The 14,350-nt window shown below is 65.2% G+C and carries 15 protein-coding genes; 11 read left to right on the top strand and 4 right to left on the bottom strand.

What is annotated here, in order from left to right:
* From QZY06_RS09175 to QZY06_RS09165, 3 genes are all read left to right on the top strand, one after another.
* The coding region (locus QZY06_RS09175; RefSeq protein ID WP_295683191.1) for a molybdopterin oxidoreductase family protein at window positions 1-699 on the top strand (699 nt) is incomplete at its 5' end.
* An 82-nt stretch (window positions 700-781) separates the two neighbouring features.
* The gene (gene fdhD, locus QZY06_RS09170) at window positions 782-1,591 is read left to right on the top strand and encodes a formate dehydrogenase accessory sulfurtransferase FdhD (protein WP_295683189.1); all 810 of its coding nucleotides are present in this window, start codon (window positions 782-784) and stop codon (window positions 1,589-1,591) included.
* Window positions 1,588-1,806, top strand: a complete 219-nt coding sequence (locus QZY06_RS09165) for a formate dehydrogenase subunit delta (protein WP_293389654.1) — start codon at window positions 1,588-1,590, stop codon at window positions 1,804-1,806. Before fdhD ends, QZY06_RS09165 begins: the two co-directional genes overlap by 4 nt.
* A gap of 67 nt (window positions 1,807-1,873) precedes the next feature.
* Here the strand turns inward: QZY06_RS09165 and moaB are convergent, their stop codons facing one another.
* Entirely contained in the window at window positions 1,874-2,413 is a 540-nt protein-coding gene (gene moaB / locus QZY06_RS09160) for a molybdenum cofactor biosynthesis protein B (protein WP_295683185.1), read from the bottom strand.
* Between the two features lie 52 nt (window positions 2,414-2,465).
* Window positions 2,466-5,084: an MMPL family transporter gene (locus tag QZY06_RS09155; RefSeq protein ID WP_295683183.1), complete on the bottom strand. Its 2,619-nt coding sequence runs from the start codon at window positions 5,082-5,084 to the stop codon at window positions 2,466-2,468.
* A gap of 101 nt (window positions 5,085-5,185) precedes the next feature.
* Here QZY06_RS09155 and QZY06_RS09150 point away from each other — a divergent pair, with 101 nt between their 5' ends.
* On the top strand, window positions 5,186-5,812 hold the full coding sequence (locus QZY06_RS09150; RefSeq protein ID WP_295683181.1) for an ABC transporter substrate-binding protein: 627 nt from the start codon (window positions 5,186-5,188) through the stop codon (window positions 5,810-5,812).
* Window positions 5,813-5,833: 21 nt separating this feature from the next.
* Here the strand turns inward: QZY06_RS09150 and QZY06_RS09145 are convergent, their stop codons facing one another.
* Window positions 5,834-6,274 (bottom strand): hypothetical protein, encoded by a 441-nt coding sequence (locus QZY06_RS09145; protein WP_295683179.1) that lies wholly within the window; start codon window positions 6,272-6,274, stop codon window positions 5,834-5,836.
* 186 nt (window positions 6,275-6,460) lie between these two features.
* Here QZY06_RS09145 and QZY06_RS09140 point away from each other — a divergent pair, with 186 nt between their 5' ends.
* The gene (locus QZY06_RS09140; protein WP_295683177.1) at window positions 6,461-7,069 is read left to right on the top strand and encodes a TetR/AcrR family transcriptional regulator; all 609 of its coding nucleotides are present in this window, start codon (window positions 6,461-6,463) and stop codon (window positions 7,067-7,069) included.
* 10 nt (window positions 7,070-7,079) lie between these two features.
* Here the strand turns inward: QZY06_RS09140 and ald are convergent, their stop codons facing one another.
* Window positions 7,080-8,219 carry an alanine dehydrogenase gene (gene ald, locus QZY06_RS09135; RefSeq protein WP_295683174.1) on the bottom strand — a complete coding sequence of 380 codons (1,140 nt, stop codon included), beginning with the start codon at window positions 8,217-8,219 and terminating at the stop codon, window positions 7,080-7,082.
* A gap of 115 nt (window positions 8,220-8,334) precedes the next feature.
* Here ald and QZY06_RS09130 point away from each other — a divergent pair, with 115 nt between their 5' ends.
* The 6 genes from QZY06_RS09130 to QZY06_RS09105 all read left to right on the top strand — a co-directional run bounded on the left by QZY06_RS09130 (window position 8,335) and on the right by QZY06_RS09105 (window position 14,237).
* Entirely contained in the window at window positions 8,335-8,697 is a 363-nt protein-coding gene (locus QZY06_RS09130) for a hypothetical protein (protein ID WP_293389634.1), read from the top strand.
* 5 nt (window positions 8,698-8,702) lie between these two features.
* Complete coding sequence (gene epsC, locus QZY06_RS09125) at window positions 8,703-9,650, top strand: serine O-acetyltransferase EpsC (protein ID WP_295683169.1); 948 nt, start codon at window positions 8,703-8,705, stop codon at window positions 9,648-9,650.
* A 42-nt stretch (window positions 9,651-9,692) separates the two neighbouring features.
* Window positions 9,693-10,064, top strand: coding sequence for an SET domain-containing protein-lysine N-methyltransferase (locus tag QZY06_RS09120; RefSeq protein ID WP_295683166.1), 372 nt, complete (start codon window positions 9,693-9,695; stop codon window positions 10,062-10,064).
* 98 nt (window positions 10,065-10,162) lie between these two features.
* Entirely contained in the window at window positions 10,163-10,666 is a 504-nt protein-coding gene (locus QZY06_RS09115; RefSeq protein WP_295683163.1) for a (2Fe-2S)-binding protein, read from the top strand.
* Window positions 10,663-12,936, top strand: coding sequence for a molybdopterin cofactor-binding domain-containing protein (locus tag QZY06_RS09110; RefSeq protein WP_295683161.1), 2,274 nt, complete (start codon window positions 10,663-10,665; stop codon window positions 12,934-12,936). Before QZY06_RS09115 ends, QZY06_RS09110 begins: the two co-directional genes overlap by 4 nt.
* On the top strand, window positions 12,933-14,237 hold the full coding sequence (locus QZY06_RS09105) for a cytochrome c (RefSeq protein ID WP_295683156.1): 1,305 nt from the start codon (window positions 12,933-12,935) through the stop codon (window positions 14,235-14,237). Before QZY06_RS09110 ends, QZY06_RS09105 begins: the two co-directional genes overlap by 4 nt.
* Window positions 14,238-14,350 lie beyond the last annotated feature (113 nt).

The following is a 14,350-nucleotide window of genomic DNA, read 5'->3' as shown; positions in this document are numbered from 1 at the left end:
CTCGCCAACGCGCTGGGCTATCCGATGAACTATCAGAGCTCGGCCGAGATCATGGACGAAATCGCGCGCCTGACGCCGACCTTCCACGGCGTCTCGTTCAAGAAGCTCGATGAGCTCGGCAGCGTCCAGTGGCCGTGCAACGACGAAGCGCCGCTCGGCACGCCGACCATGCACATCGACGAGTTCGTTCGCGGCAAGGGCCGCTTCCTGCTGACCGAATACGTGCCGACGCACGAAAAGGTCAACGGCAAGTTCCCGCTGATCCTGACCACCGGCCGCATCCTGTCTCAGTACAACGTCGGCGCGCAGACGCGGCGCACTTCGAACAGCGAATGGCATAGCGAAGACGTGTTCGAGATCCATCCGCACGATGCCGACGAGCGGGGTGTCAAGAACGGTGACTGGGTCGGCATCGAAAGCCGTTCCGGCAACACCGTGCTGCGCGCACGAGTCACCGATCGCGTGCAGCCGGGTGTTGTCTACACGACCTTCCACCATCCGTTCAGCGGCGCCAACGTGATCACCACCGACAACTCGGACTGGGCCACCAACTGCCCCGAATTCAAGGTCACCGCCGTGCAGGTGACGCGAGTCAGCCAGCCCAGCGAATGGCAGCGCCGCTATCGCGAGTTCAGCGACAACCAGCAGCAACTGCTGAAGCAGGCCAGCGATGCCGGTCATGTCGCGATCGCCAAGTAAGTCTTTGCCAGCTCCTGGTTCGGGGCCTGGCTCTGGGCTTGGCTCGTCGCCCGATCCGGCGACGGGCTATGCCCTGCTGCCGGTGCACGTGCAGCGCGATGGCGTGGCCCGCGATACGCAGGACTACGTGGCCGAGGAAACGCCGGTGGCGCTGATCGTCAACGGCCAGCCGCATGTGGTGATGATGGCGACGCCCGGCGATCTCGAGGATTTCGCGCTCGGTTTTTCCTTGAGCGAAGCGATCGTCGCGTCGGCCAATGATGTCGAATCGCTGACCGTGAACGCACTCGACAACGGCTACGAGATCGGCCTGCGCATTCCTGCCGAGCGGGCGGCGCTGCTTGCCGATCGCCGCCGCAATCTGGTCGGCCGCAGCGGTTGCGGACTGTGTGGCTCGGAAACCATCGCCGAAGCGATGCGCCCGGCGCCGCACGTACCGGCCGGTTTGCCGATCAGCACCGCGGCGCTGCATCGCGCGCTGCATGAACTGCGCGAGCGCCAGCCGATCAACGCGGTCACCGGCGCAACTCATGCCGCGGCCTGGGCCGATGCTGCCGGCAAGCTGTTGCTGGTGCGCGAAGACGTGGGCCGCCACAACGCGCTCGACAAGCTGATCGGCGCCATGAGCCGCGCGCGCATCGACAGCGCACGCGGCTTCGCGGTGATCACCTCACGCGCCAGCTACGAGATGGTGCTGAAGGCGGCGACCGTCGGCATGCCGCTGCTGGTGGCGATCTCCGCACCCACCGCGCTCGCCGTGCGCATGGCCGAGGAAGCCGGCCTGAGCCTGATCGGCTACGCACGCGGCGGCAATCACGTGATCTACGCCTGCCCGGCGCGCCTCAGCGACACCGCGCCGCTGCCCACCTCTACCGAAACCGTCTCTGCATGAATCCCCAGAACCTGAGCGAGATGGCGAACAACATCGCCGACTTCTTCGCAGCCGAACCGAATCACGCCGAAGCCGTGGGCGGCGTCGCCAATCACATCGACAAATTCTGGGAACCGCGCATGCAGAAGCAGTTGCGCGCCTGCATCGCCAAGGGCGAGGAGCCGGTGCATCCGCTGGTGATCGAAGCGATGCAGAAGCTCAGCCTCCCCGCGTAGGACGGGCCACGCCCGCTGCTTTGGCGAGGTTCAGCTGCGATGCCCGGCGGCCACGGGCCGCCCTGTTTCAGTCGCGATTCGAAGGTCGCTTCGCCGCTGGCTCATCCGGCGATTCCTTCATCCGCGGAATGATGTCGACCAGATTGCAGGGCCGTGTCGACGTATTCAGCTGCAGGCCGATGATCTTGTCCCAGGCCAGTTCGCAGGCGCCGCGGGAGCCCGGCAGGCAGAACACCAACCGGCCATTCGCCGAACCGGCGAACGCGCGGGACTGGATCGCCGAAGTGCCGACGTCGGCATACGACAACATCCGGAACAGCTCACCGAAGCCATCGGTGATGCGGTCGAGCAGCGGCCGCACCGCTTCCGGCACCAGATCACGGCCAGTGAGGCCGGTGCCGCCGGTGATGATGATCACGTCGACGGCCTCATCGATCAGCCAGTTCGAAAGCTGGGCGCGGATGCCGTAGCGGTCATCGCTCTTGATCAGCCGCGCCGCGAGGCGATGGCCATCGGCGGCGATGCGCTCGACCAGCAGATTCCCGGACTTGTCGTCATCGAGCGTGCGGGTGTCAGAGACAGTGAGGACGGCGATTCCAAGGCTCATCAGTGCACTCGTTCAGTCGTTGCTGCAAAACATGCGTGAGGTCGCTTCTGATTCACGCTTTCGCGTTCTTCCAGCGCAGCGCCAGCAGGCTCGGCAGCAGCACCAGCGCGCAAAGCAGGGTCATGCCGAGGCCGAGGGTCAGCAGCAAGCCCATGCTGACCATGCCCGGATGCTTGGCGAAGGCCAGATTGCCGAAGTTGACCATGGTGATCAGCGCGCCGAACAGCACGGCGCGTGCGGTGCCGGTCTTCAGCAGCGAACCATCGGCGGCCGCACGGCCACGCTGGACGAGATAGACACCGTAGTCGACGCCGACGCCGAGAATCAGCGGCAGCGCGATCACGTTGGCGAAATTGAAAGGCACGCCGGCCAGCACCGACGCGGCCACGGTCAGCAGCCCGGCCATGACCAGCGGGATCAGCACCAGCAAGGTGTCGATGACCGAGCGCAGCAGCACCAGCAGCAGCAGGGTGATGACGATGGCCGAATAGGCGAACGCCTTCTGGAACGCTTCGACCACCGACCTGCCGGCTTCGGCCTGCGTCGACGGGCCGCCGGTGGCGGTCGGTGCTACCGACTGCACGGCGGCGATGAACGCGGCTTCATCCTTGGGATTGTCGAGCACCGCGCTCGGCATCGCCTGGACGCGATACAGGCCGTCGGCACTCTTCCAGCGATCGATCAGCGAAGGCGGCAAGTCCGCAGCGGTGACCGCGCTCGCTTTCAGCGCCTCCTTCAAGCCGGCAAGCCGCGCCGGCAGGCTGCCGAGCAGATTGGCGCGCAGGCCGGCGAGCAAGGCTTTCTGTCCAGCTGCATCGCGCTTGCCGTACTCGGCGGCGAAGCCATCGAGCGCATCCTGCAGCGCTTTTGCGGCTTCAGCCTGCTTGCCGGTCTGGGCCGCGACATAAGCCGGAAGCCCGGCGCGCATCTGTTCGATCAGCGCGTAATCGTCCTCGCGCACCGCGGGTTCGGTCGGCGCCGGCGCATCGGTCAGCTGCGGACCCAGCGCGAAGCGCAGGTCTTCGAGGATCGCCAGCTTCTCTTCCTGATCGACCGGCACGAAGCTGTTCAGAGTCATCGCCCGCTTGACCTCGGGCAGCTTGCCCAGCGCCTCGGCGAGCCGGGTCGCGGTGTCCTGATCGGGAACCAGCGCGGACAGGGTCAGAGTCGGGATTTCCGGATCCTTGAGCAGATCGCGGAAGGTCATGATCGCTTCGGTCTTGGGATCGCGCAGCTTCAGTGGATCGCTGTCGAAGCGCGCGCCCGGCACCAGATAGAGCGAGCCGGCGACCAGCACGGCGGAGACGATCCAGATCGGCTTGGCATGCGAGAACGGCCAGGCCAGTAACTTCGAAAGCGTGCTGCCGATCGCCGGCGTCCAGGCCAGTTTCTTCGGATCCGGCGCCAGCAGCTGGATCAGCGCTGGCAGCAGGGTGACGGTCACGCCTAAGCTGATGATCATGCCGGCGCCGGAGATGACGCCGAGTTCGGCGATGCCGAGAAAATCGGTTGGAATGAAGGCGAAGAAGCCGAGCGAGCAGGTCATCGCGCAAACGGTCATGTAGCCACCGACATCCGAAGCCGCGACGCCCAGCGCGCCTTTCACTGCCAGCCCCTGCCCCAGCCGCTCGCGGTATTGCATGCACAGATACAGCGCGTAATCGAGGCCGAGGCCGATGTAGAGCACGCCGAATGCAACCGAGATCAGATTCAGATGGCCGACGGCGATCGCCGCGAACGCCGTGGTCAGCAGCAGGCCATAGGCCAGCGACAGGATCGTCGCCAGCATCAGCCGCAGCGAACGCAGCGCGAACCAGAGCAGCACCGCGGAAACCGTCAGCGCCAGGAACAGTGCGATGCCTGCACCCGAAAACGCGGTCTGGATTTCCTCGTGCTCCATGGCGACGGTGCCGGTAAGCCGCACCTTGAGCCCCTTCTCGGCCAGACCCAGATCGCGCACCGCGTCCCGCACTGCCTGCACCGGCAGTTCGGCCGGCAGCAAGCGCTTGAAGTCGAGCTTGGCGCCCAGTTCGATGAAGCGCCGCGAGCCCGCGAGTTCGCTGCCGCCACCACCGACCAGCGCCTGCCAGCTCAGGGGCGCATCGGCACCCTGGGTACTGCCGGCGACGCTGGTGGCGATGCCGTTGAAAGCCGGCGACAGGTCGAAATCAGTACCGACCGGCGCAGTCAGCGCGCGGCCGAGCAAGGTGAACAGGCCACGCAGGCTCGGGTCCTGATCGAGCGCACCGAGAAACGGCTGAGCGGCGGTGATGTCGTCGGCGAGCTTCTGCAGCTTGTCGGCCTCGAAGAACATCAGCCCGTTGCGGCGGAAGTAGGCTTCGGTTTCGGTGGCGAACACTTCCGAGAACACGTCGGTGCGCGGCCGCAGTTTCTCGATCAGCTGCGCTTGCGCGGCATCCATCACTTCCGGAATCCCGCCCTCGATCACCACGACCAGCGTGTGACTGAGCTTCGGAAACTGCCGATCCATCTCGATCTCGGCCTGCCGCCACGGCAGCTCCGGTGCGAGCAGATTCTGAAGATTGGTATCGATGCTCAGGTGCTTGGCCGTATACGCGGCAAAGCCAGCGCCGGCCAGCAGCGCCACGATGACCACCAGGACTGCACGACGCTGAGACGCGTCGACCAGCGCTGCGAGAAAACGACTCATCCGCCAAAAACCCCTGTGCCAGACTAGACTTCAAAACTGAACTTGCCGGGTGGAAGCGGGTCGGTATCAATGCCCGAATACCAACGCCCCGACCCTTTCCCATGAGCCCAATATTGTCGCCGATGCCGAAACGTCTCGTACTGATGCTGTGCCTGCTGCCCTCCCTGCTGTTCGGTCAGCTTGCGTTCGCCGCCGGTACGCCGGCCGATACCATCACCACGTTCCACGCGGTGCTGATCGACAACATGAAGAACGGTGCGACGCTGAAGTGCAGCGGCCGCAGCGAAAAGATCGGCGCGGCCGTCGATGCCGGCTTCGATCTGCCGTTCCTTGCCCAGCGCGTATTGCGCCGGCAGTGGAAGGATCTCAGCGAAGAACAGCGGGCCAGCTTCGTCACTACTTTTCGTGATCTGGTGCTGGCGACTTACACCAGCCAGTTCGCGCAGTTCGGTGGCGAGAAGTTCGAAACGCTGACCACCAAGGAACTGGCCGACGGCACCCGTCTGGTCAACGCCAAGTTGACGCCGGGCCGTGGCGCGCCGGTGAACTTCGACTACGTGCTGCGTGAAAGCAATGGCGCCTGGCGCATCGTCAATGTCGTCGCCGATGGTGTCAGCGATCTGGCCCTGCGCTCCAGCCAGTACGACAAGATCTACAAGGCCAACGGCTTCGACGGGCTGATTGTCCAGATCAAGCAGCAGATAGAGGCGAACAAGAAAGGCTGCTGACGCGGCCTGGTTCAGCCCTCTTCAGCCCCAGTAGAAGTGGAACGCCGCATCGGTCGGCTGCGGGCCGGGACGATCGGCATCCAACCGCGCCGTGACTGCCATCAGGCTCAGGCTATCGGCCACCAGCAAGGTTTTCAGCGCCGCTGCGTAAGCGTTACTGCTAGCCCCCGCGAACTGCCACAAGCCGAACCAGGCGGCGAGTCCCGAAGCGATCAGCAGGCCCAGCGCCAGCCAGCGCATCACTGGCGACAGGAATGCCGAAACCACCGCGAACACGCCGAGTCCGAGCAATACCGCGCCGTGCTTCAACGCCAAGGCTGAGATTGCCTCCACCGGCAGACGCGACTGACCGATCTCGAACGCGAACACATCAGGCGCCGACCAGATCCGCGCACCCAGCAGCATCAGCACCAGGCCCGACAGCAACAAGGCCGCAAACGAAATACGTGTCGTGGTTTTCATCGCCCAACCCCCATCCCTTCACCTGCATCGGCCGGATCGCCGGCCCCGTTCAACTGCTTCCCGGTTTCGCGTTGCCGCTTGCTTGCCGGTACACTATGGCAATCACCATAATATGGTGACCACCCTACATAATCGTCAGCGATGATGCAAATGCCGTTCGTCAGCTGAAGAAGGAAGGAGAACGCAATGGTGAGAACCAGTAATGCCCGTCAGGACGCCGTCGAAGCCGCTGTACGGCTGTTCCGTACTCAGGGCTATTCGGCGACCGGGCTGACCCAGCTATTGGAGGAAAGCGGCGCGCCGAAAGGCTCGTTCTACTTCCACTTTCCCGGCGGCAAGGAACAGCTGGCGCTCGAAGCGCTACAGGTGTTCGGCAGCGAGCTTCGCGGCCGTATTCAGCGGCGTGCGGCCGCAACGGCTCCGGGCGACGAGCCGGCATTCGTCCGCGCGCTGTTCGAAGCCACGGCGCGGGAGTTGGAGGCCAGCGATTACACCGCGGGCTGCGTTGCCTCGAATCTCGGCGGCGAGCTGTCGTCAGGCAATCGCACGATTGCCGACGCGGTGAATGGCGCGGTGCAAAGCTGGGTCGAAGCGATCGCCGATGGCGTCGCCAATCGCTTCGAGACCCGTGAAGCCGCGATCACTTACGCGGCGACGGTCATGGCCAGCTTGAGCGGCATGCGGACGATGGCCCGCGCTCAGCGTTCGACGGCGATGTTCGCCGCGATCGCCGACGTGCTGGTCACCAGCCTGCCGCCAGCGCCAGCCAAGAAATCGGGGTCAGATACGAATTAATCTCTCGATCTCAATGATCAGAGGCCGCCCACCAGGGCTTCAGCGCGTCCTTGGTCGACTGGTACTCGCAGCCCAGCGCTTCGGCCACCGCCTTGTAGGTAACCTGGCCGAGATGCACGTTCAGGCCTTCGCGCAGATTGGGATCGTCGAGCAGCGCGCGTTTGTAGCCCTTGTCGGCCAGCGCCAGCACGAACGGCAGGGTCGCGTTGGTCAGCGCGAAGGTCGAGGTGCGCGCCACGCCGCCCGGCATGTTCGCCACGCAGTAATGAACGATGCCTTCCTCGACATAGGTCGGATTCTGATGCGTGGTCGCCCGCGAGGTTTCGAAGCAGCCACCCTGATCGATCGCGACATCGACGATCACCGCGCCCGGCTTCATCTGCTTGAGCATCGCCCGAGTCACCAGCTTTGGCGCTGCCGCGCCCGGCACCAGCACCGCACCGATCACCAGATCAGCCTGGGTGACGGCGGTTTCGAGTGCGTCGACAGTCGAATACAGCGTGGTCAGGCGGCCATCGAACGCGGTGTCGAGCCAGGCCAGACGCGGCAGCGAGCGATCGAGGATGGTCACCTTCGCACCCATGCCGACGGCGATGCGCGCTGCGTTGTAACCAACCACGCCGCCGCCGATCACCACGACATCCCCCGGCGCCACACCGGGCACGCCGCCGAGCAGCTCGCCGTTGCCTCCCTGCGCTTTCTCCATCGCATGAGCGCCGGCCTGGATCGACATGCGACCCGCCACTTCGCTCATCGGCGCCAGCAGCGGCAGGCCGCCACGGCCATCGCTGACCGTCTCGTAGGCAATGGCCACGCAACCGGAAGCCACCAGCGCCTTGGTCTGCTCGGGATCGGGCGCCAGATGCAGATAAGTGAACAGCACCTGGCCTTCGCGCAGCATCGCGCACTCGGCGGCCTGCGGCTCCTTGACCTTCACCACCATCTCGGCTCGGGCAAAGATTTCCGTCGCAGTGTCGACCAGGCTGGCACCGGCCGCCGTATAGGCGCTATCGGCAATGCCGATGCCGACACCGGCCGATACCTGCACGATCACCTCGTGACCATGCGCCTTCAACTCGCGGACGCCGGCCGGGGTCAGGCCGACGCGGTACTCATGAACCTTGATTTCTTTCGGGACGCCAATCAGCATGGGACAACTCCTGTGATGGCCGGCAATGACCGAGTCTAGCCCAGCCTCATCCTCAGCAATCCCCGTACCGTTGCGCCTTCTCCCGGCGCTTTACCCCTCATTCATGCGTCAAACCATGCGTCGCAATATCCGCCTGCACGTTGCCCTACTGTTCGCCGTCGCCGGCCTGGGTCTAAGCCTGTACGGCGGCTACCGCCTGCAGACGATGCCGGTCTACAGCGAAAAGGATCTGGAACTGGCGACCGAGCTGAATCTGAGCCTCGACCTCGCCCGCATTCCGCCCGATCGCCAGCCGCCGGCTGAGGAACTGCCCAAGCTGCGTGAAGGCGTGCGTGCCGAAGTGGAAGCCGACATGAGCCGTGATCGCAACCTGGCCAAATCCTGGCTGCAGACCGGCCTGGTCCTGCTGGCGATGTCGGTGCTGCAGGTGCTGCTGCAGCGCTGGACCGCGCGTTCGCTGGCCCGTACCGACCGATGACGATCATGAGCAACAAGCCGGTAGCGCAGTCGCACTGGAATCTCGATGGAGTAGTCGCCGGCCTGCGTGAGCAGCGCGCGCGCTGGCGCGAGGCGCGTCACCGCAGTCTCGATTCCGGCGGCCGCGAATTTCCGGCTCGCGACGTCATGCAGACGATCATGGATCAGCTCTGCGGCGCGCTGTTTCCGATGCGCCTCGGCCCGGCCGAGCTGCGGGCGGAAAGCGAGGACTACTACGTCGGCCACACGCTCGATACCGCTCTGAATGCACTCTATGACCAGGTACAGCTGGAACTGAGCTACACGGCACGCCAGCAGGGACGCGAAGTCGCTGAAGTGCCGCAGCAGGCGCGCGACATCACCGACGCCTTCGCGGCCTATCTGCCGATTGCACGCGGCCTGCTCGATACCGATGTCGAGGCCGCCTATGAAGGCGACCCCGCCGCGCGCAGCGTCGACGAGGTGCTGCTCTGCTATCCCGGCGTGATGGCGGTGATCTATCACCGCCTTGCCCACAAGCTCTACAGACTCGAGGCACCGCTGCTGGCGCGGATCATTGCCGAGCTGTCGCACTCGGCCACCGGCATCGACATTCACCCCGGCGCGCAGATCGGTAGCCGCTTCTTCATCGATCACGGCACCGGCGTGGTGATCGGCGAGACCGCGGTGATCGGCGATCACGTGCGTCTGTATCAAGCAGTGACGCTCGGCGCGAAACGCTTCGCGGCCGCCGAGGACGGCAGCCTGATCAAGGGCCAGCCGCGCCATCCGATCGTCGAGGACGATGTGGTGATCTACGCCGGTGCCACCATCCTCGGCCGGGTCACCATCGGCAAGGGTTCGAGCATCGGCGGCAACGTCTGGCTGACCCGCAGCGTGCCGCCCGGCAGCAACATCACCCAGGCACAGTCCGAGCAGCACACCCCCAACGCGTCACCGCCAGCCGGCGTCTGACGCTCGCCCATCAGCTTGAGAAACGCAGACTGAGGAGTCCGCATGTTTCTGGTGCCCACCTATCTCGCGACCAGCCCCATCCACGGCCTCGGCGTGTTCACCCCGATGGCGATTGCCGCCGGCACCGTGGTCTGGGATCTGAACCCGGACATCGACTGGGCGATCACCCCAGCCGAACTCGAAGCGTTCCCGGAACCGTTCCGCACCCGCATTCGCCATTACAGCTATCTGAATGTCGACGGCGTCTACATGTTCTGCGGCGACAACGGCAAGTTCATGAACCACGACAACGCGCCGAACTGTTACGAGGACGACACACGGACGATCGCCGCCCGTGACATCGCCGCCGGCGAGGAACTGAGCTGCGACTATCGCGCCTTCGAGCACGCGCCCTGGGTGCACCAGCTGAAGTGATGCGCTGAACGAGGCTGACGAAACCACGCGGCGATTCAATCTCCCCGTGTTGGCCTGATTCAAGCTACGGTAAGCGCAGCCACTGTCCGGAGTCAGCCATGCTTTCGTTACTCGTCAACGATGAATCGCGTTCGATCGATGTTCCCGCCGACATGCCACTGCTCTGGGTGCTGCGCGATGTCATCGGGCTGACCGGCACCAAGTTCGGCTGCGGCATCGCCCAATGCGGCGCCTGCACGGTGCATGTCGATGGCCAGCCGATGCGCTCCTGCGTGCTGCCGGTCGGGTCCGTCGGCACGCGCGCCATCACCACCATCGAAGCGATCGGCAAGACCGACAGCGGCCAGAAGATCCAGCAGGCCTGGCTCGATATCGATGTCGTGCAATGCGGCTACTGCCAGTCCGGGCAGATCATGTCGGCCACTGCGCTGCTGAAGCACACGGCGAATCCCAGCGACGCCGATATCGACGCCGCGATGTCCGGCAACATCTGCCGCTGCGGCACCTATCCGCGCATCCGGGCGGCGATCAAGCAGGCGGCGACCGGCAAGCATGAAGTGCCGCAGACGACGCTGACCTCCGCACCGGCGAACGCCTCATGAAGGCCGTCATCGCTGAAACCGCGGGCGCTCAGGCGCTGACCAATCCTGCGCGGCGACGCGTGCTGAAGACCGGTGGTCTCGCGATCGCCTTCGTCTTCGTCGGTGGCGTCGGCAAAGCCGCTGCCGCACTCAATGCCCGACGCCAGCCTGGCGACGCAGCCGCCGCACTGGCCGACGGCAACCCACCGTTCGCGCCCAATGCCTTCATTCGCATCGATGCCGATGGCAGCGTGCGGCTGGTGATGCCGAGCGTCGAGATGGGCCAGGCGATCTACACCGGCTCGAGCATGATGCTGGCCGAAGAGCTTGGCGTCGGCATCGACCAGATCAAGGTCGCCCACGCACCGCCCAGCGAGGAGCTGTACTCGATGCCCCTGCTCGGCGGCCAGATCACCGGCGGCTCGACCAGCACTCGCGGCACCTGGCAGGTGCTGCGCGAAGCCGGCGCCGTGGCCCGGACGATGCTGGTCAGCGCGGCCGCCACCAAGTGGAAAGTCGAGCCTTCGAGTTGCACGGTCGAGCGCGGCGTGGTCTATCACCTCGCGAGTGGCCGTCAGCTCGGCTTCGCCGCGCTGGCCGTCGCCGCCGGCAAGCTGCCGATGCCGGACAAGGTGCAGCTCAAGGACCCGAAGGATTTCAAGCTGATCGGCCAGCCGCTGCGGCGTGTCGATTCCGCCGACAAGGTCGTCGGCGCAACCCAGTTCGGGCTCGATGTCCGCGTGCCGGGCATGAAGGTGGCGACGGTCAAGGCTTGCCCGACGCTCAACGGCAAGCTCCGCTCGGTCGACGACAAGACGGCACTCGCGATTCCGGGCGTGATCGCCGTGCTGCGCATCGCCGACGCAGTGGCCGTGGTCGGCGAACATTTCTGGGCCGCGAAGAAAGGCCTCGATGCGCTGAAGATCGAATGGGATCTCGGCGGCAACGCCGAGCTGACCACGCAGAAACTCCGCGATGCGCTGGCGAAAAGCTCGCTCGACGGTCCCTCGCTGATTGCCAAGGAAGTCGGCACGCGGCCGGGCGGCAAGCTCGTCGAAGCCACCTACCAGCTGCCGATGCTGGCGCACGCGACGATGGAGCCGCTGAACACCACCGTGCACGTCACGGCCGACAAATGCGAGATCTGGGTCGGCACGCAAGTCCCTACGCGGGCGGTCGCTGCGGCCGCCCAGCTGACCGGGCTGGCTCCAGAAAAGATCGAGCTGCACAACCAGTACCTCGGCGGCGGTTTCGGTCGACGCCTGGAGACCGATTCCGTCGAGCAGGCGGTGATGTTCGCCAAGCAGGTGCCCTACCCGCTCAAGGTGGTCTGGAGCCGCGAGGAAGACATCCGCCATGACCGCGTGCGGCCGATGTATCACGACCGCATTTCCGCGGTGCTCGGTGACGACGGTCTGCCGCAGTGGCTCGGTGACCGGACCAGTGGCGGCACCGTGCTCGGCCGCTGGGCGCCGGGTGGTATGCGCAAGAACGGCATCGATGCCGATGCCGTCGAATGCCTCGAGGAAACGCCTTACGCGATTCCCAACACCAGGATCGAATGGGTGCGCCACGACATGCCCGAGGGCCTGGTCGTCGGCTGGTGGCGCGGCGTCGGGCCGACCCACAATCTGTTCGTGCTTGAAAGCTTCATCGACGAACTGGCCGTGGTCGCCAAGCAGAACCCGCTCGACTATCGGCGCGCGATGCTGAAGAACAATCCGCGCTCGCTGGCGGTGCTGAATCTCGCCGCCGAAAAGATCGGCTGGGGTCAGAAGCCGCTGCCGCCGAGAGTGGGCCGCGGCATCGCGCTGGGCGAGCCTTTTGGCAGCCGGGTCTGCGCGATCATCGAAGTCGAGGTGACACCGCAGGGCGAGGTCAAGCTGCTGCGCGCCGTGCTCGCGCTCGACTGCGGCATCGCCATCAACACCAGTTCGATCGAAGCCCAGATGCAGGGCGGCCTGGTGTTCGGCTTGAGCGCCGCGCTGTTCAACAAGATCACCATCAAGGATGGCGCGATCGAGCAGAGCAACTTCCACGACTACCGCACGCTGCGTATCCACGAGACGCCGCCGATCGAGCTTTATCGCGTCGAAAGCACGGAACCCCCGGGCGGCCTCGGTGAAGTCGGCACCGCCATCGCGGCGCCGGCGCTGGCCAATGCGATCTTCGCGGCGACGGGCGTGCGGCTGCATGAACTGCCGGTTGATCGTGCACTGCTGGTTGAAGATGCCAAGGCGCTGAAGAAAGTCGTCTCCGCCGAGCCGGCGCAGACCCGGAGCGCGTCATGAAACGTCTGCTGACGGTTGTCGTGGTCCTGCTGATTATCGGCGCTGCCGGCTATGTCCTGCTCAATCGCAGCGATTCCGCCGACGGCAAGGCACCGGTACTCGCCGGCGTCTCGGCCTCGGCCGACATCCTGGCGCGCGGTGAATACCTGACCAAGGCCGCTGACTGCGTCGCCTGTCATACCGTGCCGGGCAGCGACAAGCCCTACGCCGGTGGCCTTGCCTTCAAGCTGCCGTTCGGCACCATCTACTCGACCAACATCACCGCCGATCCCGAGCACGGCATCGGTACCTGGACCGACGATCAGTTCGTACGAGCCGTGCGCGAAGGCATCCGCAACGATGGCCAGCGCATCTACCCAGCCTTCCCGTACACGTCCTACACGCTGCTGAGCCGCGACGATGTGCTGGCGATCAAGGCCTATCTGTTCAGCCTTGCGCCGATCGCCCAGGCCGACAAGCCGAACGAACTCGGCTTCCCGTTCAACCAGCGCTGGGCGATGGGCTTCTGGAACGCAGTGTTCTTCAAGAGCCAGCGTTTCGTCGCCGATGAAAAGCAATCGCCCGAGTGGAACAGCGGCGCCTATCTGGCCACCGCACTCGGACATTGCGGCGAATGCCACACGCCGAGAAACCTCGGCTTCGGGCTGAAACACGACCAGGCACTGGCCGGCGAGTCGCTGCAGGGCTGGCGTGCTTACAACATCACCTCGGACAAGGAGCACGGCATCGGCGCCTGGAGCGACAGCGAACTCGCCAGCTACCTCACCAGCGGTCATGCCGACGGTCATGCCTCGGCCGCCGGGCCGATGGGCGAAGTGGTCGAGTACAGCCTGCAGCACCTCGCCGAGCCGGATGTCGCCGCGCTGGTGACCTATCTGCGCAGCGTGCCGGCCCAGAAGGGCAAGGATCCGATTACCGTCGATCCGCAGCCGGCGCGAGCGCTGGCATCGAGCGCCCTGTTGCCGGGCAAGCGTGATGGCGATGTTGCATCGTCAGGCGAAAAACTGTTCGCAGGCGCTTGCGCCAGCTGCCATCAGTGGAACGGCAACGGCCAGCAGACCCAGCACGCCGGCCTGCTGGGCAACCGCGGCGTCAACGATGCCGAAGCCCACAACGTCACCCAGATCATCCTGAAAGGGATCGACATGCATGTCGGTGACAACCACATCTACATGCCCGGCTTCGCCGCCACCTACTCGGATACCGAGATCGCGGAACTGGCGAACTACGTCGTCGCGCAGTTCGGTAACAAGCAGGGCAAGGTCAGCCCGGCGGAGGTTGCCGAGCGGCGCGATCAGTAAGGGTCAAAGCTGGCGGCGCGCCTGCTTGCGCCGGTACGTCGCCAGCGCTCTTGCGAAGACGTAGACGTTGAGCGGAATGAGCAGGCGATACAGATAGCGCAGCATCGATCCGG

It is taken from the genome of uncultured Nevskia sp. (genome assembly GCF_903885465.1).
Classification (GTDB): domain Bacteria; phylum Pseudomonadota; class Gammaproteobacteria; order Nevskiales; family Nevskiaceae; genus Nevskia.
Note: the sequence above shows the minus strand (reverse complement) of the source record. Positions and strands in the feature narration are given on the sequence as shown.